This window comes from Christiangramia echinicola DSM 19838 (genome assembly GCF_000423065.1).
GTDB lineage: Bacteria > Bacteroidota > Bacteroidia > Flavobacteriales > Flavobacteriaceae > Christiangramia > Christiangramia echinicola.
Genome location: NZ_AUHG01000011.1, coordinates 815,361 through 838,904, shown reverse-complemented (window position 1 = coordinate 838,904; position 23,544 = coordinate 815,361). Strand labels below are relative to the sequence as shown.

General features: G+C 35.8%; 17 protein-coding genes. 3 read left to right on the top strand and 14 right to left on the bottom strand.

Features of this window, described 5'->3' with window-relative positions:
* The 3 genes from thrA to G530_RS0108855 all read right to left on the bottom strand — a co-directional run bounded on the left by thrA (position 1) and on the right by G530_RS0108855 (position 5,384).
* A complete protein-coding gene (thrA, locus tag G530_RS0108865) occupies positions 1-2,448 on the bottom strand; it encodes a bifunctional aspartate kinase/homoserine dehydrogenase I (RefSeq protein ID WP_026934192.1) in 2,448 nt (815 codons plus the stop codon).
* Between the two features lie 331 nt (positions 2,449-2,779).
* Positions 2,780-4,243 carry a sigma 54-interacting transcriptional regulator gene (locus G530_RS0108860; protein ID WP_026934191.1) on the bottom strand — a complete coding sequence of 488 codons (1,464 nt, stop codon included), beginning with the start codon at positions 4,241-4,243 and terminating at the stop codon, positions 2,780-2,782.
* A 10-nt stretch (positions 4,244-4,253) separates the two neighbouring features.
* Positions 4,254-5,384 carry a vWA domain-containing protein gene (locus G530_RS0108855; RefSeq protein WP_026934190.1) on the bottom strand — a complete coding sequence of 377 codons (1,131 nt, stop codon included), beginning with the start codon at positions 5,382-5,384 and terminating at the stop codon, positions 4,254-4,256.
* 164 nt (positions 5,385-5,548) lie between these two features.
* On the opposite strand from G530_RS0108855, the gene G530_RS0108850 reads away from it, so the two are divergent.
* Together G530_RS0108850 and G530_RS0108845 are read left to right on the top strand one after the other, a co-directional pair.
* Entirely contained in the window at positions 5,549-6,370 is an 822-nt protein-coding gene (locus G530_RS0108850) for a phosphatase PAP2 family protein (protein WP_026934189.1), read from the top strand.
* 12 nt (positions 6,371-6,382) lie between these two features.
* On the top strand, positions 6,383-7,495 hold the full coding sequence (locus G530_RS0108845) for an endonuclease/exonuclease/phosphatase family protein (protein WP_026934188.1): 1,113 nt from the start codon (positions 6,383-6,385) through the stop codon (positions 7,493-7,495).
* Here G530_RS0108845 and G530_RS0108840 read toward each other — a convergent pair.
* The 3 genes from G530_RS0108840 to G530_RS0108830 all read right to left on the bottom strand — a co-directional run bounded on the left by G530_RS0108840 (position 7,464) and on the right by G530_RS0108830 (position 12,666).
* Positions 7,464-7,868: a response regulator gene (locus G530_RS0108840; RefSeq protein ID WP_026934187.1), complete on the bottom strand. Its 405-nt coding sequence runs from the start codon at positions 7,866-7,868 to the stop codon at positions 7,464-7,466. The genes G530_RS0108845 and G530_RS0108840 overlap by 32 nt on opposite strands.
* Positions 7,869-7,897: 29 nt before the next feature.
* On the bottom strand, positions 7,898-11,164 hold the full coding sequence (locus G530_RS0108835) for a PAS domain S-box protein (protein ID WP_026934186.1): 3,267 nt from the start codon (positions 11,162-11,164) through the stop codon (positions 7,898-7,900).
* A gap of 143 nt (positions 11,165-11,307) precedes the next feature.
* The gene (locus tag G530_RS0108830) at positions 11,308-12,666 is read right to left on the bottom strand and encodes a capsule assembly Wzi family protein (protein ID WP_026934185.1); all 1,359 of its coding nucleotides are present in this window, start codon (positions 12,664-12,666) and stop codon (positions 11,308-11,310) included.
* Positions 12,667-12,743: 77 nt separating this feature from the next.
* Between G530_RS0108830 and G530_RS0108825 the strand changes: the two genes are divergently transcribed.
* On the top strand, positions 12,744-13,475 hold the full coding sequence (locus G530_RS0108825) for a tyrosine-protein phosphatase (RefSeq protein WP_026934184.1): 732 nt from the start codon (positions 12,744-12,746) through the stop codon (positions 13,473-13,475).
* On the opposite strand, the gene G530_RS0108820 is transcribed toward G530_RS0108825, so the two are convergent.
* From G530_RS0108820 to G530_RS0108785, 8 genes are read right to left on the bottom strand one after another with little or no spacing between them, the layout of a single operon-like run.
* Complete coding sequence (locus G530_RS0108820; protein ID WP_026934183.1) at positions 13,468-15,870, bottom strand: GumC family protein; 2,403 nt, start codon at positions 15,868-15,870, stop codon at positions 13,468-13,470. The genes G530_RS0108825 and G530_RS0108820 overlap by 8 nt on opposite strands.
* 1 nt (position 15,871) lies before the next feature.
* On the bottom strand, positions 15,872-16,642 hold the full coding sequence (locus tag G530_RS0108815) for a polysaccharide biosynthesis/export family protein (RefSeq protein WP_026934182.1): 771 nt from the start codon (positions 16,640-16,642) through the stop codon (positions 15,872-15,874).
* A 10-nt stretch (positions 16,643-16,652) separates the two neighbouring features.
* A complete protein-coding gene (locus G530_RS0108810) occupies positions 16,653-18,620 on the bottom strand; it encodes a polysaccharide biosynthesis protein (protein WP_026934181.1) in 1,968 nt (655 codons plus the stop codon).
* 4 nt (positions 18,621-18,624) lie between these two features.
* Complete coding sequence (locus tag G530_RS0108805) at positions 18,625-19,779, bottom strand: DegT/DnrJ/EryC1/StrS family aminotransferase (protein ID WP_026934180.1); 1,155 nt, start codon at positions 19,777-19,779, stop codon at positions 18,625-18,627.
* Complete coding sequence (locus G530_RS0108800; protein WP_026934179.1) at positions 19,772-20,386, bottom strand: acetyltransferase; 615 nt, start codon at positions 20,384-20,386, stop codon at positions 19,772-19,774. Before G530_RS0108800 ends, G530_RS0108805 begins: the two co-directional genes overlap by 8 nt.
* Positions 20,387-20,992 carry a sugar transferase gene (locus tag G530_RS0108795; RefSeq protein WP_026934178.1) on the bottom strand — a complete coding sequence of 202 codons (606 nt, stop codon included), beginning with the start codon at positions 20,990-20,992 and terminating at the stop codon, positions 20,387-20,389.
* 49 nt (positions 20,993-21,041) lie between these two features.
* Entirely contained in the window at positions 21,042-22,205 is a 1,164-nt protein-coding gene (locus G530_RS0108790; protein ID WP_026934177.1) for a glycosyltransferase family 4 protein, read from the bottom strand.
* Positions 22,206-22,264: 59 nt separating this feature from the next.
* Positions 22,265-23,503 carry a hypothetical protein gene (locus G530_RS0108785; protein ID WP_084519439.1) on the bottom strand — a complete coding sequence of 413 codons (1,239 nt, stop codon included), beginning with the start codon at positions 23,501-23,503 and terminating at the stop codon, positions 22,265-22,267.
* Positions 23,504-23,544: the final 41 nt, after the last annotated feature.

The following is a 23,544-nucleotide window of genomic DNA, read 5'->3' as shown; positions in this document are numbered from 1 at the left end:
CTACTTCTTTCCTATTCGTATAATATCAGCGAAGATCCCTGAGGCCGTTACATCTGCTCCTGCTCCTGCTCCTTTAACGATCAAAGGTTGCTCAGGATATCTTTCAGTAAAGAACAGCACAATATTATCGCTTCCGCTAAGATTGGCAAAAGGATGATGTTCACCTACCTTTTGAAGTCCGACTTTTGCCTGGCCGTTTTCCAACTGAGCCACATATTTTAATTCTGACTTTTCGCTCACTGCATCTTTATAAATTTTAGCAAACTCTGGTTCATCTTCTTTCAATAATCTAAAGAATTCTTCATTGTTTTCTGAATTGAGACTTTCTTCTGAAAGGAAATTATCTCTCTCAATATCCTCCAGTTCTAATCTATGTCCGCTTTCACGGGAAAGGATCAATATTTTCCTGGCCACGTCTACCCCACTTAGATCTATCTTAGGATCTGGTTCGGTAAAACCTTCTTTCATTGCAGTTTCTACTACTTTATAAAATGGTTCTGTAGCATCATAATTGTTGAATACAAAATTTAAACTTCCTGAAAGTACCGCCTGAATTTTCCTGATCCTGTCCCCAGAAGCCATCAGATTCTGTAAAGTATCTATAATTGGTAGTCCAGCTCCCACATTAGTTTCGTACATAAAAGAGGCTCCATATTCCCGGGCCAGATTTTGCAGATTTTCATAATTCTCAAATGCATCTGCACAGGCAATTTTATTACAGGTCACCACCGAAATTGAATTCGCCAGATATTCCTTATACCATTCAGAAATATCAGGGCTTGCAGTATTATCTACAAAAATGCTATTACGAAGGTTGTATTCTTTAACTCTTTGAAAGAACGTTTTCTTATTGGCCTTCTCCCCATTTTCCAGAGATTTCTTCCAATTGTTGAGATCTATCCCATCTTCATTAAAAAGCATCTTCCTGGAATTTGAAACTGCCAGCACCCGCACTTTTAATCTTAATTTATCAAGTAAGTAGCTTTCCTGCTTTTTCAATTGCTCTAACAATTTACTACCTACATTTCCAACTCCGGTAATATATAAGTTCAATTCTTTAGAAGGCACTTCAAAGAACTGCTCATGAAGCGTATTAAGAGCTTTAGTGACATCTTTTTTGGCGATGACGGCAGATATATTCCTTTCTGAAGATCCCTGCGCTATAGCTCTTATATTGATATTATTATTCCCGAGAGCACTAAACATTTTTCCGCTTAGACCATGGTGGCTTTTCATCCTATCTCCGACCAGGGCGATAATAGAAACATTTTCCTCAATTTCTACCGGTTTGATTTTCTTGAATGCTATTTCGGCTTCAAAGGCTTCGTTTAAAGCTTCCCTCGCTTTTTCAGCTTCATCAGCTTTAACGGCGATACAGATACTATGTTCAGAAGAAGCCTGGGTGATCAAAACAACATTTATATGCTCCTGAAACAGGATTTCAAAAAACCTTTTAGAGAAACCTGGAATGCCCACCATTCCACTACCTTCAATATTCAAAAGTTTAATAGCGTCTATATGAGTGATCCCGGTTACCCAGCGAAAATTTTTCTTACTGGATTTTGAGATGACCGTCCCGGGATGTTCCGGGTCAAAGGTATTTTTTATATGGATCTCTATATTCTTATCCAGCAAAGGTTGTAATGTTGGAGGATAAAGCACCTTGGCTCCAAAATGAGAAAGCTCCATCGCCTCTTCATAAGAGATATCTTTGAGGGAATAAGCCTGCGGTACAAGATTTGGGTTGGCCGTGAACATGCCGTTCACATCAGTATAAATTAAGACTTTATCCAGATCCAGAGCTCCGGCAATAATAGCCGCGGTAAAATCTGATCCACCTCTGCCTAATGTACTGAGTACCCCCTGATCGTTTCTCGCCACAAAACCTGGAACAATATAGAACTCGGCTTTATTGCTATTAAAAAATTCTTTCAGGTTGGAATTGGTGACCTCGTAATTAACCAGAACCTTTTCATTATTATTTTTACAAACAATCAGTTCTCTTGTATCTGTAAAAAGGCTGTCAAGTTGCAGACTTTTAAAGTATTCAGCAATGATCAATGAGCTTAAAATTTCACCGAATCCGGAGATTACATGCCTGGTCTTATCTGAAAGTTCATTTAAAAGATAAACCCCTTCATAAAGAGTTTCCAGTCTATTGAACTGATTCTTGACCTTACTTAGAATACTACTTTGAGCGGTCACAGGAATAAGATCCCTAACCACTTCCAGATGTCTCTTTTCGTTTCTTTCGAGGATTTCCTTGTAACTTAGATCTTCTTTAGCCGCTAGTTCTGCCATCAACAATAGATCGTTGGTAACACCCCCAAATGCCGAAAATACTGAAATCACAGCATCCTGTTTTAAGTGTTCTTGAATTGTTTTAGAGACTAGCTTAATGCGCTCTGAGGTGGCCAAAGATGAACCACCAAATTTCAGGATATACATAACTGAAATTGTTTATAAGATTTATATAAAATTAAATATACTGGTGCGGACGGAAATTATATAGTAAGGACCCCAAAAGGGGTAATACGCGTAATCGTGATAGCAATAGAAAGCATTCGGAAATTTTCATTTCCGGCAGTTCTATTGTTATTTATTTGAAGTTCTTTCACGATTTTTTCTCGATAAGTTTTTTAAAGGTATTCAATTTAATTTAGCGACAAAATTTTTTCTTTAATTCAGGTTGAAAATTATCAAATTCATAATTTAAACCCACAAAAAACCCGATAATTGATTTTATCGGGTTGTTTTTTAGATATATATGATTCAGGTTTTATAGGCCGCTTATATAGCTTCCATAGAGATCTTTAAATTGAAGGCCTTTGGAAAATCTCTGTTTGCTGAGTTTTTTATGCTCTACAAGTGCCCATAATAAGAACTCCTTCATAAAGTATTTATCCTCCTCCTTGAGTTCTGGCTGATACTTTTCTAGGAGTTTATTCAAAGGTGCTATCGAATCTAATTTTTCCTTATAATCAGCATCCGGAAGATCATCTGGAAGTTCAAAACCTGAACTTTCAAAGAACCATTCGATTAAATCATCATATGGTGTGGTCGCATCTGGCTTTTGAAGCTTTTCAATCTTCGGAAAATAATCAGGAAATAAAGATTTTACTGCATCGCCAATTAACTGAAGAGCTACAAAAACAGCTCCCTCCTGCTCCCCTTCATAAACCAATTCTACTTTACCGGTAATAGAAGGTATCACTCCAAGAAAATCTCCAAATCTAAGCAGAGTTTCCTCTTCTCCATTCTTGATGGCCCTTCTTTCAGCTGTACTCAATAGATTCTCAAAAGCAGTAATACTCATCCTGGCGCTTACCCCACTTTTATGGTCTATAAATTCACTATCCCGCGCTTCAAAACTTATCTGTTCTAGAAGATCCTTCGCAGTTTCAGGCACATGTATGATATCTCTCTGCCGCTCATCTAAATGTGCTTCCTGAGAAGTTATAACTTTAGCTATTTCAATACTTTCAGGATAATGCGTCAGGATCTGGGAACCTATCCTGTCTTTTAAAGGCGTTACAATACTACCACGATTAGTATAATCTTCAGGATTCGCCGTAAATACAAACTGCATATCTAAAGGTAATCGTAATTTAAATCCTCTAATTTGAATATCCCCTTCCTGTAGTATATTGAAAAGAGCCACCTGAATCCTGGCCTGTAGATCTGGTAATTCATTGATCACAAAAATACTTCTGTTCGCGCGAGGGATCATTCCGTAATGGATCACCCGATCGTCTGCATAACTTAACTTAAGATTTGCAGCTTTAATAGGATCTACATCTCCAATAAGATCGGCTACGGTAACATCTGGAGTGGCCAGCTTTTCAAAAAACCGCTCTTCTCTGTGAATCCAGGAAACAGGAGTGTCATCTCCTTTGGCACTTATAAGATCTTTGGCAAATCTGCTTATAGGTTTCAACGGGTCATCGTTGATCTCTGAACCTTCGATAGTTGGAATCCATTCATCCAAAAGTTGTACCATTAGCCTGGCCAGTCTCGTTTTCGCCTGACCTCGAAGGCCTAGAAGGTTAATATTATGACGGGATAGAATAGCTCTTTCAAGTTCAGGTATTACCGTATAATCATATCCATGAATACCTTCAAAAGCATTTTCACCATTCCTTATCTTTATTTTCAGATTATCTCTAAGCTCATCTTTTATGCTTTTGGATTCATAACCTGCTTTCTTGAGATCTCCTAAATTCTTTATATTGTCTTTATTCATATTCTTAATCTTAGCCTCTAATTCTTTTTTTTCGGTTAATTTCATAATCTTCAAATATCATTTCACCCAAACCTTTTAAACCGGTATAAAATGCCTTCCCCTGATTGGCCATAGTAAATTCCTGCACAAATCGGGTTAAGTAAGGATCCTGTGCGATCATAAATGTTGTGATGGGAACTCTGATCTTTCTTGCCTGCCGGGCCATATTATAGCATTTATCAACTATATAAGGATCAAGGCCCATACTATTCTTATAGTAACTCCCATCCCTTTCTCGAACACAGCTAGGTTTACCATCTGTGATCATAAATATCTGTTTGTTGGTATTCCTTTTTCTACGCAAAAGATCCATGGCTAATTCTAGACCTGCCACAGTATTTGTGTGATAAGGACCTACTTTTAAATAAGGTAATTCTGCAATAGAAATGGGCCAGGCATCATTTCCAAAAACCAGAATATCCAGAGTATCCTTAGGATAACGGGTAGTAATTAATTCTGAAAGAGCCATTGCCACTTTCTTCGCCGGAGTGATCCTGTCCTCGCCATACAAGATCATACTATGACTAATATCTATCATAAGCACAGTGCTCATCTGGGATTTATAATGCGTCTCTTCTACAACAAGATCATCTTCAGACATTTTAAAATCGTCAATTCCGTGATTGATCTGGGCATTACGAAGACTTTCTGTAACTGATATCCTACTTAAAGAATCCCCGAACTGGTATGCTCTAAAATCACCGGTATGCTCATCTCCTCTGCCAATTTGATTTGTTCTATGGTTTCCTGATGAACCTTTCTTTAGTTTACCAAAGATCTGTTCCAGGGCTTGTTGCCTTATAGCTCTTTCGGTCTTGGCCGTAATCGCCATAGCACCATTCCCATCCTGATCTATTTCTTCACGTATATATCCTTTTTTCTTTAGATCATCTACTAAATCATCCAGGGTGTAATCTTCATTCGTAAGTTGATATTCCTCATCCAATTGTTTTAGCCAGTCCAGAGCTTCATCCAGATCACCAGATGTATGGGTAATTATTTCTTTAAAGATCTCGAATAGTTTATTAAAAGGTGAAACCTCCGGAGCATCATATTTATCAAATATAAATCCTCTCACTGCCTTATCTGCATTCCTTTCCATATCCTTAAAATTAAGCCTTTTTCAATAGAATTTAAAAACAACAACCGTAAACACTAACTAAACTTTTGTTAATTGAAATAAGGCCTTGAATCCTTCTTATTGTTATTGTTTTCTTAATTACTTCTAATTATTATCAGGATATAAGAGATTTGAAAAAAATATAAATGAGAAAAATCGCTCCCCTATTAATAATGCTATTTATATCTATGAACTTCATAGCACAGGAAAGCTCATCTCCCTATAGAACTGAATTCTGGAAAGATGGTTCGTGGATCGCAGGGTCTACTGCGCTTAACGTATTAGGTGTTATTACCATTCAGAATAAAGATGAATTAACTGACAATGACCTTGCAAATTTGGATAGAAATGACATATGGAAAATTAATCGCGGGGCGGCAGGAAATTACTCGGCAAATGCTGATGAACTAAGCTACGTTCCATTTTATGCATCATTTGCCAGCCCGATACTTTTTCTATTAGGTGAAGATGAAAGAAAGAATTTCGGACAAATTTCTGTGATGTTCGTTGAAACCATGGCGACAACGGGAGCGTTATTTACTATAACAGCAGGAACGGTTCAAAAAAGCAGACCTTTAGTTTATAATGAAAATTTATCAGCTAAAGAAAGGAAAGATTCAGATGCACAACGATCATTTTTTGCCGGGCATACTGCTGCTACTGCTGCTGCTACATTTTTCAGCGCCAAAGTATTTCATGATTTCAATCCCGATTCATCAGCGGTTCCATTTGTTTGGGCAGGTGCAGTAGCCGTACCAGCTTACGTTGGGTATTTAAGAACAAAAGCGGGAAAACATTTCCTTACAGATAATCTAATTGGTTTTGGAATTGGAGCGGCATGTGGTATCTTAGTTCCAGAAATTCACAAGATCGGGAATGAAAGATTGGATGTATATCCAACCGCGCAGACAAATGTTATGGGAACCGGCATAGACACTAAAGGTATAGCTGTTAACTATAGCTTTTAAAAACATATTTAAATGACGGTTGGTGAAATTATAATCTTATTCTTTACAGTTTTAATGTGCATCCCTACACTGGCTTCGCTTACCAGGTTTGATGAATGGTGGATACGAGGTTTTGACTTTCCTCGTATTCAGATAAGTTTCCTTATTATTGTAGTTATAGCGTTTTCAGTATATGTATATGATTTTTCTGATAACTGGCAATTTATTGCTATTGCTGCTCTTGTATTAAGTCTTCTATATCAGTTTAAAAAGATATTCCCTTATACCTACCTTTCCAGGAAGCAGGTACTTAGATTTAAAGGCAGTGATCCTAACGCTACCGTTTCAATTCTAGTAAGTAATGTACTCACTCCAAATAAGCGTAGTGATAAGCTTATCGCATTAGTTAAGAAACGCAAACCAGATATACTTTTAACTTTAGAGTCAGATAAACGATGGGAGGAAGAGCTATCTGAATTGGAAGAAGAATACCAATATACCGTCAAGATCCCGAAAGATAATTTATATGGAATGCATCTTTATTCAAAACTTGAACTTGACGATATTAAGGTCAGGAATTTGGTTCAGGAAGATATTCCTTCCATACATGGTAACGTAATATTACGAAACGGAAAAAAGGTTAGACTGCATTGCCTGCATCCTAAACCTCCAAGTCCTACTGAGAGTGATACTTCTACAAATAGAGACGCCGAACTCTTAATGCTTGGTCGTGATATAGATGCTGAAAGTGATTCAATACTTGTTATTGGAGACCTGAATGATGTTGCCTGGTCCAGGACTACAAGATTGTTCCAGAAGTTAAGCGGACTTATGGACCCAAGAAAAGGTAGAGGTTTCTTCAATACATTTCATTCTAAATACTTTCTGTTAAGATGGCCGTTAGATCATGTATTTCATACAAAGGATTTCACTTTGATTGAAATTGCCCGCGAAAAGAACATAGGGTCTGATCATTTTCCCATGTATATCAATTTAAATTATGAACCTACCGCGGAAGCGATCAATGAAGATACCGATGAACCTGCAGAAGAAGAAAAGGACTGGGCTGAAGAAAAGATTAAAAATGCAGATCCATTAATGAGGAAGATAGAATTCACCCCTCCTCAAAGTAGCCTGACAACTTAGAGATACCTTTAAGCTTAGAGCAGTGTCTTGCAGAAACAGGTTTTTCTATAAAATCTACTACATGTGAATCGTTTGCAGCTTCACGTTTGTCTTTTCTATCTATCGAAGAAGTGACCATAACAACGTAAAAACGTTCATTATCTGAAACTAGCTTCATTTTCTCTAGAAATTCCCAGCCGCTCATTTGAGGCATATTGATATCCAGCATTATTAAATAATCTACTTCTGGATCTGAATCATGTTCTAAGAATTCCAATGCCTTTCCCCCATCCTTAAAACAAATAGGGTCTGGGTCCAGTTCACATTTTGAAACAATTTTCCTTTGAAGAAAAGTTACAATATCATCATCATCAATTATTATCGTTCGCAACATCTTGTAGGGGTTTAATTTGAGGGGTTGTATTATAATTCTTTTTCAGACTGACTAGCAATCTGCCTTATTATAGCATCAAGCTCATTTGCTGAATTTAAAATATTTTCCAGGACTTCTTCAGTATTATCTAAATCATCTTTATAATTAAGAAGTAGATCTACCAGTCCCATTACTTTTGCCAATGGCGCTCGTACGAGGTGAGATTGGGTCCATGCTATTTCTTTTAATCTTTTATTATGGTTCTCTATAGCTATTAAATGACGTTTTCTTTCAGTAATATCCTGCATGGAACCAATTATTCTATTTGGCTTGTTGTTCTCGTCTGAAATTAGATAGCTTCTATCCAGAATATATTTATAGCTTCCATCTGCACACTTAAACCTATATTCCATAGTTAGGTTTTTCAGGTTATTTTCTATCATTTTACAAACGCCTGCCTTTACATTTTCATAATCATCGGGATGAACCTGATCCCTCCACCATTCTCCGGGATAAATGCCTTCCTCATTTTCGAAACCAAACATTTTAAAGCTGGCATCACTAACTCTCATTTCATCTCTTTCAATATTATAATCTGTGATAATATCACTAGTTGCTTTGGCAACTATGTTATACCGCTTCAGGCTTTCCAGAAGTTCTTTCTCCTGCTCAACAAATTCGGTGATATCCCTGGAATTCATTATTATTCCTCCAATGGCTGGCTCCTCTTTTAAATCGGTCATTATCGTCTCTATCCAACGCCAATTATTATTAGGACCTTTAACTCTATAGGAAGGCAACTGAACCCGCTTTTGTGTTTTTAATTTAGAAATATGTTCCTCTATTCTTTTGTTATCTTCTCTATGGATGAGATCTCTAAAGTTCGAGCCTTTTAGAATAGAAGGTTCTTTACCAAATACAGTTTTAGAAGCCGGACTATTATATATGTAATTGAAATTAGCATCTACAATTGAAATAAGATCTGAACCATCCTGAACTAAAGCCTTAAACCTTTGTTCACTATGTGATAACTTTTCTTCAGCTTTTATTCTGTCTGTAACGTTTTTTATTAGTGACACTCTTGCGTTCTGACCAGCAAAGGTTACGGGATTACTGTTTACATTAACATATATGAGTTCCCCATTTTTTTTAAGGTGTTTAACTTTCACCTGGAAAAACTCATCTTTATTAGAACGTAAAACCGGGTTAATACTTTGTTCCTGCTCCGGCGCCCAGAGGTCCTTAACGGTCATTTTCATGAACTCCGCCTCAGTATAACCATATAAATCTATGGCTACCTTATTTACCTTTAGAAACTTTAAAGACTCTCTATCTAACACCCACATAGGCAGCGGACTGGCATCAAATAAACTCCTGTATTTTTCTTCTGATTCTTCTAATTTCTCCTGAATACTTTTTCGAACATTGATTTGTTTGGAAAGCTCTTCATGAGTTTCCTTTAGAGGAGTGATGTCAGTTCCGTAAACGAAAACAATATTCTCTTCAGAAAAGAAACGTGAAAAACGCCACGAGATCCACAGATAATCTCCGTCCTTTTTAAGGCATCTAATACCGAAATCTAATCCCTCTACAGATACACTTTCAATTGCTTTCTTTGCTTTTTCAAGATCATCAGGATGAATGAAGGAACTATATGGTTTAGTCAGAATTTCATATTCACTATACCCAAATTTCTCAATAAAAGATGGGTTTATTTTCTTAATAAATCCATCTAATCCAACCACGGCAATCAGGTTAGGTGAGTATTCAAAAAAGTCATTTAGCTGCTCCTGACTTCTTTTTCGTTCTATGGCAGATGCGATCTGTAACGTTAAACTTCCTAAAAGTTTACTCTCGATTTTTTTATCACCTTCAATCGAACCTAGACAAAATATAGAGATTAATTTTCCTTCAAAAAGAATTGGAATTCCTACTGCAGACTTTAATGATTTTTTATCCTTAAAGACCATGCTTTTAAGTAACGTATTATCCTTCCCAGCTCTCAAAATCTTCAATTTGCCAGTTTTCCAGACACTGCCCGGCAAACCTTCTCCCTTTTCATAGGTTGTACCATTTTCAGATAGATCTTCATTTAAAGGCCAAAATGCTTTTCTTACTAGATTTTGATTGTTAACACTTACTTTATAGGATTCTGCATAATCAAATCCAAGTTCTTTACAAAAAAGACTTAAAGTCTTTATCATAGCATCCTGAAAGGTGGGTTTGTCACCAAAAGCTTTGATCACTTTAAAAATTAGATCCTGCTTTTTATTATGCAGGTACGTTTCAGTTATGTCTCGAGCAATACCTACTATTCCAATTATTTCTTCGTTCTGGTTCCTTAATGGTACTTTGGTAAGCAAAACTTTCTCCTGCCTGCCATTAATATTGATTACGTTATCTGGACGATTTATCACTTCCTGGCCAGAATTCATCACCCATTCATTATCTGCTATGACCGCTTCGCCTTTTTCAGAATCAAAATAATCTAGTGGAGTAAACCCTATATCGCTATCATCACTAGACTTCCCTAAAATTTGTTGGTAAAATTTACGATTTGAAAGAATGCTCTTATGCTCTCTGTTTTTTACGAAAATATAGTCAGGAATATTATCAATAATTGCTCTCAGCATTTGCCTTTCTTCCAGAATTTTATTTTCAGTATTTTTTTGACGGGTTATATCTTTTGCTATTCCATATACCCCAATGATTTTATCATTATACTTAATAGGGAAATTATTAATCTCTAAAATTCTGACAGTTCCCTTAACACTTATAAAATTTATGTGATAGTTCTGTTGCTCTCCTAAAGTAGCTTTATGAAAATGTTCTAAAACAAGGGGATGATCCTTTTCAGAAACTAGTGGAAGGAAATGCATTTTTAACAATTCAGTGTGGGAAGTTTCGGCCAATTCTGCAGACTTCTTATTAGCATTCACAAAATTCCCTTCCAAATCAAAAGAAAATACAGCGTCTGGATTATTATAGAATAGATTAGAATATACCTGCCTATTATATTCTAATTCTTTTTCTATTTCAACTTTCTGAGATTTTATATCATTCTGAGGTTCCGGCTTTTCAACTTTTTCTATAATTATAGAAGTTTTTTCAATTTTTCCGTCGAGATCAACAATGGGAGAGAGAGTAAGTTTAAGATCAAAATTTGCCCGGTTAAGTATAACTGTCTGTGGACTGCCACTGATACATACCTTTAGCTTCTTATCAATTGTAATTGCGGAAGATTTATCAAAGAGATCCTCCATCTTGAGACCAATTAGATCTTTACTCTTAGGAAAACTTGAAAAAAGATCCTTCACATTTGAATTGAATGCACAGACACCTTTATTATAACAATAAGTTATGATAGCCACAGTATGATGTAGGGTAGTTTCCAGATTCAGGTTTTAGGGCAAATAATTTAAAGTACGTTGAAAGTACAAAAAAAATCGTTAAATGAATTTCAAAAAATTGTTTTTGAGAAATTTAAGCCGACTCCAAAATTTGAATTGTCTTGAAATTTAAAATCAGCCCCAAGCTGAGCTTTCAAATTATAATTACTGTTTATTAGTTCAACCTCAATTAAAGATGAAAAGATCTCTTTAGTTTCAGGAAAAAATGATCCCTTTACTCCGTAATTCTTTCTATAACCTAATAGAAATCGATATGGATAATCATCAAACAATTGACCTCTCATCCCTAAATGATGAACCGTTAAAATATTGGTTCCAATTCTGAAATTATTGTCATTCAAAAGAATAAAAGGAACTCCTAATACCTGAGAATTATATGTCCATCCAGACCTGTATAGGTTATTATTGAAATAGTTGTCAGCTCCATCAATTTCGGAACTTACACGAGATCTACTTTGATTTTTAGTGTAGTAAAACTCGTACATAAAAGCTTTTAACCATGAAGTACCCCAGAAAGCATCCCTATTATCTTCAAAGTAAACCGCATACCGACCATCAGGTAGATTTCCACCTTTCATTCCCGAAGCATCCTCAAAAATGTGATTATAAATAAATCTGAAATCTAAATCACGAATTTTGGTTTTTATCTTTAATTCATAACTACCAATCTGATTACCTAAGGCATTTACTTCCTGACCATTACCCACATCTCCTTCACTCGCCATTCCAGTGAATATTCTAATATAATCCTCAAAGCTCCCTGGCAATACTCCAAATTCCTCTGAAGTACCTGCCCATTGTACAAAATGCTGGACTCCAACATCGATCTGGAAGTTATTTTTACTTCTATAGACTAAATGTGCCGATTTATGATGAACTCTTGTATCTGCAATGTATCTCTCATCATCCATTAAATACTCTTCCAGGCTAGCCTTAATCCCTAACCCATGATCATCTATTAAAAAAAGTGGATCTTTTATAAAAAACCGGATACCTGGCATAGGTGCTGCATTCAAGGACCATAAAATACTTTCATTAGTAGCACTGAGTCCCTGAAATAGATCCTCTCGCTGTTTCTTACCTACTACGACACCAAACTTAGGAGAGACAAAATTGAAATATAACTCATCAAGCTTAACTCCATCCTCATAACCATCTTTATATAAAGCTCCCAAACCTAATTCTGCATAACTCTTGGGGCTAAGATCAAATCGTGCAGTTGAAGTAATTAAACCGGAGAGATATGATTTTTCGTCTAGCCTTCCGCGATAATTAGTGTGCATCCAAAATGGAGATTCATCATCTGAAAACAATTGCCCCTGACCTTCAAAGGTAACTTCATAACTGGATTGGGTATAAGATGGGAATCCTGTTAATACAGAAAAAACAAAAAGCAAGAGAAATCTCATAAATTAGATCTAGGAACTCTGCAAATATTAATAATAAGAATTAAAATTATGTAATTTTGAACGGTAAAATAATCTGAATGTTTTCAATATTTAAAAAGAAAGTTTTTTTAGTAGACCTGATTGATGGAATAACTGATTTTCACAACCACATTCTACCAGGTATTGATGATGGAGCAAAAACTGTCGAAGAATCTATTGAATTAATTAAAGAATTTGAAAAAATAGGTATTCATGACTTTGTGGCCACCCCTCATGTGATGAACGACTATTATCCAAATACTCCTGAAACAATAAAGAAGTCTTATAATAAATTAAAATCGAAAGTATCCGATTCGGTAAGTTTAGAATTTTCAGCAGAATATATGATGGATCATCATTTTGTTGAGATCATAGAAAATAATCAGATCCTAACTATCTCGGGCAATAGGGTCCTAGTTGAAATGTCTTATTTTCAACAACCATTAAATCTAAACGAAATCCTTTTTAAACTTCAGAATAACTCATATTCACCCATATTAGCACATCCAGAACGCTACTCATATTATCACTCTAAAAAATTAAACAAGTATACCGATATAAAATCGAGAGGCTGCGATTTTCAGCTGAATATGCTTTCTTTATCTGGTCATTATGGTATAGGGATCCAAAAAACAGCTTATCAATTATTAGAAAACAATATGATCGACTTTATAAGTAGTGATGCACATAGAATTGATCATATTGAAAAAATTAAAAATATACAAATACGTAAAAAACACCTTTCAATTATCAGATCGATTATAGAAAATAATAAGAAACTGTTTAACTAAACAATCTCCTCTTCAAGCGTTTCCACCTGCTCTCCTTATCAACTCCGTAACCATAACCATAACCATAGGAGTAACCGTATTGTGCTCCGTAAGAGAACTTAGAATAATCTACATCATTTAGAATTACTGCCAGTCCTTTAAGTTTACCTTGTTTTTTAAGATCTTTGGGGAAATCAAGTAAGTTCTTCTCGGTAAAATCTGCTCTGGTCACATATAAAGTGTAATCAGCTAATTGACTGATCAACAGAGTATCTGTAACGATCATAGCGGGGGCTGTATCAACTATTACGTAATCATATTGTGTTTTTGCCTGCTCAATTAAAGTTTCCATCCTATCATTCATCAATAATTCAGCAGGATTCGGTGGAATTGGACCCGATAAAATGACATCTACTGAGATATTATCGTCATTAGTCTTAGAAATAACATCACTGGCGGTCACTTCGTAATCATATAAATAATCGGAAAGACCTTTTTCTTTAGCACCCAGCGTGTTACTGGTATATCTATGTAATTTAGGGTTTCTAATATCTGCACCGATAAGTAATACAGTTTTATTGGTACTGGATAGTGTCCGGGACAAATTATAGGATATGAAGGTTTTCCCCTCTCCTTTCACAGTAGACGTTACAAAAATTACGTCACCTGCACTTTTATCTTTATTCTGAATGAGGTAAGCCAGATTTGTTCTGAGAATTCTAAATGACTCAGCTAAAGGAGATCTGTCATTTAATTGAATAATATCGCTTTGATCCTGCGCAATTCTAGGAACCTCACCTATGAAAGGCAATGATTTTAACAAAGGCCCTAAATCCCCTTTATGATGCACTTTTGTATCTAAAAGATTCTTTATAAAAATGATTAAAATAGGGATGATTAATCCAATAATAAAACCTCCAATCAAAATTAACCATGGCGCAGGATCAACAGGTTTATCTATGGTAAAGGCTGAATCTATAACCCGAGCCACAGAAGCAGTCGCAGCAAAGGAAATTGCTGCTTCTTCCCGTCTTTGCAATAAAAATAAATAAAGCTGTTCTTTTATTTGCTGCTGCCTTTCTATATTTCGCATCCCTTTTTCAAGCCCCGGGAAATTGCTGAATTTTCCTTCCGCTATGTTTTCACGCTGATCTAATTTCCTTAATTTCACATTCAGGGATTGCCTGGTACTGCTTATATTATCAAAAAGATTATCCCTCAAAGAGTCCAATTGTTCAGTTAGTGTTTCAACAACAGGATTTTTTTCCGTCCCACCGTTTAAATACATATTACGTTCCATTACAATGGAATTATAGGAAGAGATTAACCCAGAAACTCCCCCGTCACTAATTCCTACCTCAGGTAAGAAATCATATTTTCCTTGTTGACGCAATAGATCCTCGATAGAGTTAAGAAGCTCAAGTTGGGTTTGGAGATTAAAAATTTCCTGTTCAGCTGCTGAAAACTTTGATTGGAACTCTGAGGCTCCAGACTCTACACTCATTAAACGATTCTCTCTTTTAAAATCGGCAATGCCTACCTCGACTGAATCTAATTCAGTAGTTATCATTTCAAGCCTCTCCTGAATAAATGCTGTGGTATTCTCAGCTACCTCTTGTTTATCTTTAACTCCTTCTTCATTAAAACGTTCCATCAGTTTATTAAGAAAATCCTCTGATTTCTGACTAGATGGATTAACTATACTTAATGACAAAATATCTTTTGCCTGACCTTTTGGAGAAATAAAAAGGCTTTGAATAAAATTGTTCGCTACCTCTCGTAATGGTGTTAATTTAATATTAACAGTACTTGTACGTTTGAAATTTCCCTCTTCGCCACCAGACCTGGGCAATATTGTAAATTTTATATCATTCAATTCGATAATCTGACCAATCTCATATATTTCAGAATAATCTGAGTCACTTACTTCCAATCTAAAGGAAGTATCTGAAACAGGAGTAACAAAAATGTTTGCATTAGAAAAATTTACTATTGAATCCTTTGTGATAAATTCAATAAGAATAGGACTCGATTTGTAGGCTTCAACCTTAATGACATTTCCTTCAATAAAATAAGAAACGTTCAGATCTAATTCATCTACAACACTTTCAACAAGTTGTTTGGATTTTAGTTTTTCGATATGATTCTGCAGACCATCATTTTCTAGAGAAAGAATAGCACCTCCTCCCGATGGTAATGCGCTCATCGCATTTTTTTCCTGATCATTCACAATCAATATTGTAGATTCTGTTCTATATTTCGGGATAGTATATCTATTATAAAGAAATGCAAGTAAACCTCCAATCAGGAAACCGAACAGTATCCATTTCCAATAAGCAAGATATTTATAAATTTCAGCTTTTAAATCAAAATTAGACTCTTCTTTCTCTTCGTTAAAATCTTGCAATTCTTCCATTTTACAGATTATTAATTAAGAGGTATATACTTATGATTGTGGTACCTAGTGATATTATACCTTGATAACTGGTAAAAAAACCAGCCGACTTGACTGCCCTGTAACTTGGCTCTACGTATACAATATCATTTTGTTTTAGATAGAAATATGGGCTGGAAAATAGATCAGTTTCTGTCATGTCTATTGTACCAATACTTTTAACGCCATTCTGCTCTCTAATAATAGTAATATTTTCTCTTTTACCATCATAGGAAATATCTCCAGCCATTGCCATTAGTTCGGGCATGCTAACCCTACCATCTGTAATTTGAATTCTACCAGGGCTATTTACTTCTCCGAGAACCGTGACACTAAAATTCACAATACGCACATCTACAATTGGATCTTTAACGTAGGATTCAATCTCCTTGATAAGTTTGTCCTGTATTTCGGTTCTGGTTAACCCGGCTACTTTGATCTTCCCTAGAACTGGGAACTGAATATTACCTTGTGGACTTACCATATAACCGCTCAAGGAAGAGTCTTGATTTCCACCTCCTCCTCCTTGTTGTCCCTGAGTTCGCATTTGGAAAGGAGCCACTATTTCTTCATTAATCGAAGATGAAGACACATTAATTCTTAATACATCATTTGGCTCTATTATCGGCTCATATTCTAGAAGATTCTGCTTGCCTTCTAATGATTGAACATTATCAAAATAAACTATTTCATCTTTGGTTGCACAACTTATAAAAAATGAACTGCACAATAACAGAGCAAATATTCTCTTCATAGTAGGGTTCTTAGTTTCGTTTTAATTCAGGAATATTATCCAATCTTTCGTAAGAAGAGTTGTTACTTTTAAATTCGGGAATCAGGTCTTTAAGTTTTGCAACTACTTTATCATTTTTCAACTTATTAGCAGAATTTATAATCTTAATAATTTTGTCATTGACCATTTCGTAATCCCTTACCACCTCCTGACCAATCATAATCTTCTTATGATGTGTTGGTAGCGTTTTGCACTCGTCATTCAATAATTCCTCGTATAATTTTTCACCGGGTCTTAGACCGGTAATTCTAACTTTTATATGCTTGTTTGGTTGATATCCGGCAAGTTTAATCATTTTAATGGCCAGATCCATAATTTTTACCGGTTCTCCCATATCGAAAACAAATATCTCTCCACCATTTCCCATTGCTCCGGCTTCCAGCACCAGTTGACAGGCTTCCGGGATAGTCATAAAATATCGTATAATATCAGGATGGGTAATGGTAACCGGTCCTCCCTTCTCAATTTGCTTTTTGAAAAGAGGTACCACCGAACCATTTGATCCCAAAACATTACCAAATCTGGTGGTGATAAATTTTGTTTCACTGGTTTTTCTCTTAATCTGCTCATGATACAGGGACTGTACATACATTTCAGCAGCTCTTTTAGAAGCGCCCATAACATTACTAGGGTTTACCGCTTTATCTGTAGAAACCATCACGAAATGACCAACCTGGTATTTCACGGCCAGGTCTGCCAGGTTCTTTGTTCCATGTATATTTACAAAAATAGCTTCATGAGGATTGCTTTCCATCAAAGGAACATGTTTATAAGCAGCGGCATGATAAACCACATCGATATCCTGATTCTGGAACATCAATTCCAGTCTTTTCTGATTTCCCACATCACAAACAATAACCTTAAAATTAAGGTCAGGAAATTTAGATTCAATTTCCAGTTGTAGATTATGCAAAGGAGTTTCAGCCTGATCCAGAATAACAAGCTTTTTAGGGTTGTATTCGGCCACCTGCCTTACAATTTCACTACCAATAGAACCGGCAGCTCCGGTTACCAGAATAGTCCTGTTGGTAAGCTGATCTATTTTATTCTGAACTTCCAGCTGTATGGGTTCTCTTTCCAGCAGATCCTCAATTTGCAGAGTTTTTACTTTTTGGGCTATTGGCTGACTGTCATCCCATGAGGAAACAAGAGGAGCATTGTACACCGCAATATTGTGTTCAAGACACTCTTCTACCAACTTGAATTTTTCTTCCGAAGAAAATGTATTTTCAGAAAAAATAATCGCCTCTGCCCCCAAGGAAGCCACTTCTTTGTGAATTTGTTCATTGTGTTGAAGCACTGGCTTATCCAAAATTCTTAATCTTTTATGAGAATTCTGAGTAAGAAACCCAACAATTTTGAATCGCTTAGGATGCTCAATATCTAAGGCTCCAGCAATGGAAATAGCATTCTCATCGATCCCCAGAATTACGGTCTTAATTAAAGACTCATTTTTTTGTATGATTTTAAAATATTCATAGACTTGTTTTACTCCAAGCCGGAAAAGAAATAATAGTGAGAATGAAATCCACAAATTAATTAGTAGGCCACCAACAAGAAAAATTTTCTCTCCAATAGAAAAGAAAGTAACATAATTAACTGTTAGAAGAAAAATAAAAGAACTAATTGTAGCGAGTAAGAGCTTGAGAGCATCTATATTAGAAGAATACCTGATTATCCCCGAGTAAGTCTTAAAGAAATAGAAGAATACAATATGAGTGCCTACTATAAGTACTGCTTTATCAAAATAACTTAGCAAAGTATATTGAAAAGGAGAAAGATCAAGTAAAATAAAAATCGTTAAGACTGTTGAAATAGTTACCAGACCTATATCAATTAGAAATACGGCCCAACGTGGAAGATATTTTATATTTCTAATATCTAATCCATTATCAGGTCCGGCAATAATATTCTGAAGGGTCTTGTTGATTTTCCCCATAATTTTATTTTTTCAAACAATCTAATATTGCCCGTTCTATTCTATCCCTGTCTTCATCAGTTAGATTAGAACCACTAGGCAAACATAAACCTTTTTCGAACATATTCTCGGCAATCCCCGTGCCGTAAAATGGACAATCCTTAAAAATCGGTTGCATATGCATCGGTTTCCATAGGGGTCGGCTTTCTATATTTTCAGCTTCCAGAAAATTCCTGAGATCTTCTCTATCAATACCTCCGGTTAGCTTTTCATCCACCTCGATCACCGTCAACCAGTGATTGCTATAAAAATCTTCATTCGGCTCTTTAAAAACTTTTACCCCATCTATTTCCTGGAATAAATTTACATAAAATTCAAACATTTCCCGCCTGGCTTCCACATGTGCATCCAAAACTTCCATTTGTCCTCTACCTATACCCGCCGAAATATTGCTTAAACGATAATTATATCCTATCTCGCTATGTTGATAATGAGGTGCATTATCTCTTGCCTGAGTAGCTAGAAATACAGCTTTTTGTTTCTTCGCGACATCTTTTGTAACCAACGCACCTCCACCTGAGGTGGTAATAATCTTATTTCCGTTAAAGGATAAGATAGAATACTCTGCAAATGTTCCACAATTTTTACCTTTATATCGGCTTCCCAAAGCTTCTGCACTATCTTCTACAACAGGAATATCATATTTCTTAGCGACCTTATTAATTTCATCAATCTTATAGGGCATCCCGTAAAGATGTACTCCAATTATTGCCTTAGGCTTTCTACTCCTGGCAATTCTATCTTTAATTGCGATTTCCAACTGTTCAGGACAGATATTTAAAGTATCGGATTCACTATCAACAAATACTGGGGTTGCACCAAGATAAGCAATTGGATTAGCCGAAGCTGCAAAGGTCATACTCTGGCAGATCACTTCATCACCTCTTTCCACGCCAAGCAGGACCAACGCTAGATGTAGCGCTGCAGTTCCTGAACTCAAAGCAGCAACTTCAATACCTTTCGAGTTATCCCCATCCAGATAGTTCTGAATATCACTTTCAAAGCCATTCACATTAGGACCTAGTGGAGCTATCCAGTTAGCATCAAAAGCTTCATTTATGTATTTAATTTCATTTCCCCCCATATGCGGAGAGGAAAGCCATATCTTTTCTTTATTCATCACCAATCTTATTGAATTTTACAACTTTTGCAGGATTTCCTACCACAACTGCAAAATCAGGAATATTTTCTATAACTACAGCACCAGCACCAATAGTCACCCATTTCCCGACTTCTATCCCTGGAATTATGGTTGCTCCTGCACCAACATGTGTCCCTGTACCTATCTTGACATTTCCAGTAATGATGGCTCCTGGTGAAATATGCACAAAATCATTAATATAAACATCATGTTCTACCATAGCTCCGGAATTTATAATACAATGCTCCCCAATTTCTGCTGAAGAATTAATAACCGCCTGGGCCATTACTACACTACCATTGCCTAACATAGAGGAATCTGAAACGATTGCTGAACTATGAATAAGTGGGGAACAGAATTTAATATTTAATTTCCCTGCTAGATTATACCTGATCATGTTCTTACCAATCGCCAGCACAACTTCCCGGTCTGGTGAGATATCTAATAGTTCATGCTCTACTTCATAATCTAAAAGTTTATTGATAGCGGGATTATCATCTATGACTAGATCTATAGAATGATTCGGAAGGGATTTAATAATATCGATAATTACCTTAGCATGCCCGCTGGCGCCGTATATGATCATTTAATTATTTCCGTTAAATGGTTCGGTTGTAGCCATGTTCGCGGTATTAATTCCTTCAGAAACCAACACCTTTTTTATTGTTTTCATGAGTATTTTAAAATCAAGGATAAACGACTGATTTTCCACATACCATATATCATATTCAAACTTTTGTGTCCAGCTTATAGCATTTCTTCCGTTTACCTGCGCCCAACCAGTTATTCCAGGTTTTACATCATGTCTTTTCTTTTGCTCTTCATCATATAGAGCAAGATATTCCGGCAGCAAGGGTCGTGGCCCTATTATACTCATATCACCCTTAACAACATTAAAAAGTTGTGGAATTTCGTCTATGGAAGTTTTTCTTACGATTTTTCCGATATAAGTTAACCTCTCTGCATCTGGCAACAAACTCCCATTCTTATCAGTAGCATCGGTCATGGTTTTAAATTTAACTATTTTAAAATTTCTACCGAATTTACCCGGTCTTTTTTGGAAAAAGAAGGGTCTTCCATTGTTCGCCAGGGACAATAATATAATGATCGATAGCAGTATGGGACTTATAATAACCAGGCTAATAAAAGCTACCGTAAAATCTATAGCCGGTTTAATAATTTTCCTATACATTCCTAACAATTATAAAGAACATGACAAATTTTTATCTGTGGCCGCGAATTTAATCATGTTTATGTAAGACCTCTAACTCTTTATATTCTTTTAACAAAATATTCCAGAACCTGGTCCTTTCATATTTCTTCTGAATCAATTCTCGTGCGTTATGAGCTAACATAGAACATAATTCCCTATCATCCATCAGCCTCCTCATAGATTGTAAGATTTTGCTTTCATTTTTAACTGGTATGATTACCCCGTTTACTCCTTCTTCTACAATCTCGTTGCAGCCATTAATATTTGTAACAATAGCCGGAAGATTCATAGCATTTGCCTGCATAACCACATTTGGAAACCCCTCGCGATAACTGGGAAAAGTCAGAACATCGGCAATTGAGAAAAAAGGCCTTACATCCTGCTGATACCCGGTTGTAAAGATTTTTGGATTTTCTTCAATGATCCTGAAGACTTCCTTATCCAAAGGATCAAGGTCCTGCTCAAAGGGACCTACTAGTAATAGCGAACTATTTGGTCTATCGCTTTGTAGTTTAATAAAAGCCCTTACAAGTTCATTAATTCCTTTTTCTCTCACCAGTCTCCCTACAAAAATGAATATAAAATCCTTTCCAGGTATTCCTAATTCACTTTTCAAGTCAATATTATCTTTTTTACTAAATAAAGAAGGTTGGAAATAGGTAGTATCAATTCCATTCGAACTACCTTCTCCTAGCACTCTTAACTTCGCCTCTTCGGCATATTTAAGCTGAAGTATTATTTTTTTTAATTCGAACGAATTGGGATATACCCGAGTGGCAAGCCTATATGTTAGTTTTTCTACTGCATCAAGTAATTTCCTTTTCGTTCCTTTCACTTCAAGCAAGGGAAGTCCCGCCACAGTGTGCAAACGAACAGGGACCCCTGCCATCTTTCCCGCCAGCATCCCAATTATGCCGGCTTTTGGGGTATGACTATGAATGATAAAGGGTTTTTCCCTTTTTAAAAAATTATAGAAACGCCAAAGACTTTTCAGATCCTTCCAAGGGGTGATTGCCCTCGTCATCTCTACCCAGAAAGTCCGAACTTTATTATTTTTACCGTAATTTTCAAGTCTATTTTTTTCCGCAGAAACCGCTATTACTTCATAATGATCATTCATATATGAAAGCTGACCTTCGAGCAGTTTTTCCAACGAAAGAGGAATCGTAGTAATTCGAACTAATTTCTGCACTTAAAAAATTTTAGCTGCAAATCTATCGCTTTTATATCATTTATTGAAGTTACACATCACTAATACCCTACTCTTATTTCTTGTTTATTAGAAGTCGGCACACCAATTCCCTTTAACTTGTGCCTTAAAGTTTCAGATTTTTCGTAGGCCAGAAAATAATAGATTACAAAAAACATAAAATACATAATCATTGTTTTCTGACGAATCATAATCCCCAGATTAGACATAATAAATGTCATGGCTACTGAAGTAAGGATAAAGATCATCAAACATGATTTTACCTGAGATGGAGCGTTCTTCCAGAACATAAAAAAATTGCTCTTGAAAATTTTTCCAAATAATAATAGGTAAATAAAGTTCTCTATTGAAACTATGATTCCAAGAATACCAGGGGCATCCAGGAATAATGGACGAAACCAGAAAGTGAAAATTTTCTCTGGCAGGCTGTAGCTAGCCATATTAATTCCAGAGGTTGCGGAACTAAGATCATTTGCCCTGGTCGAGGAAAATGCAAGAAAATCGGCCACAAGATTTTCAGAACCATTTAAATTAACAACTCCGAGTATTTGTTCTTTTAACAAAAATAAGCCAGCCAGAATAATAATCCCCCCTGCCAGTTTCTTTTTCCTGGAAATCAGATTTTTTCCGAAATAGAGACCGTAGAGGCCACCTGCACAAAGTAACAGGAAAATATGTGGTCTTATTGCAAAAATAAGCATAGAGGATACGAATAAACCAATTTTTCTATCCTTTATTTTTCCTATAGAATAGGCAAACAACATTAAAGCAAAGAATATAGGCGCTCCCTTACCTAGAGAAGCCGACCAGAAATGCATATTAGGAAAGAAAAGTATTAGAGTTAACAGATCTACTCGCTTAAAGACCCTCACCTTCTGAGGGATGTTTTCTTTAAAGAACAGAAAACCGAATACGAATCCCCAATAGCCTATCCAGGTAAATAGCAACATCATCATCTCATAGCTAAAGCCAAGTGTATTGATAAAAGGATATGAAATAAAATCTATAAAGCTCGTTTCAGTACCAAATATTTCAAACCAGGACCCTTTAAAATCATCGGTTCTAGAGTAATAAGCTTTACTATCTGAAGGATTAAAAAAAGCATAGAGGTAATAAATCCATCCGAAAACCAAATGATAGAAAAAGAGAATATTAAGCTTCATTTTTGAAGAAAATAAATGCTTTTTCTTTATCTTTTTCAGAATATACTGATTTAATTCATACAGAAAAGGTATTAACAATATCGCTTCAATAATTCTTAATATATCATCTGACTCCATAGCTCTCTTATTTCGAAATAGATATAAGCAAAGCTTCTGCC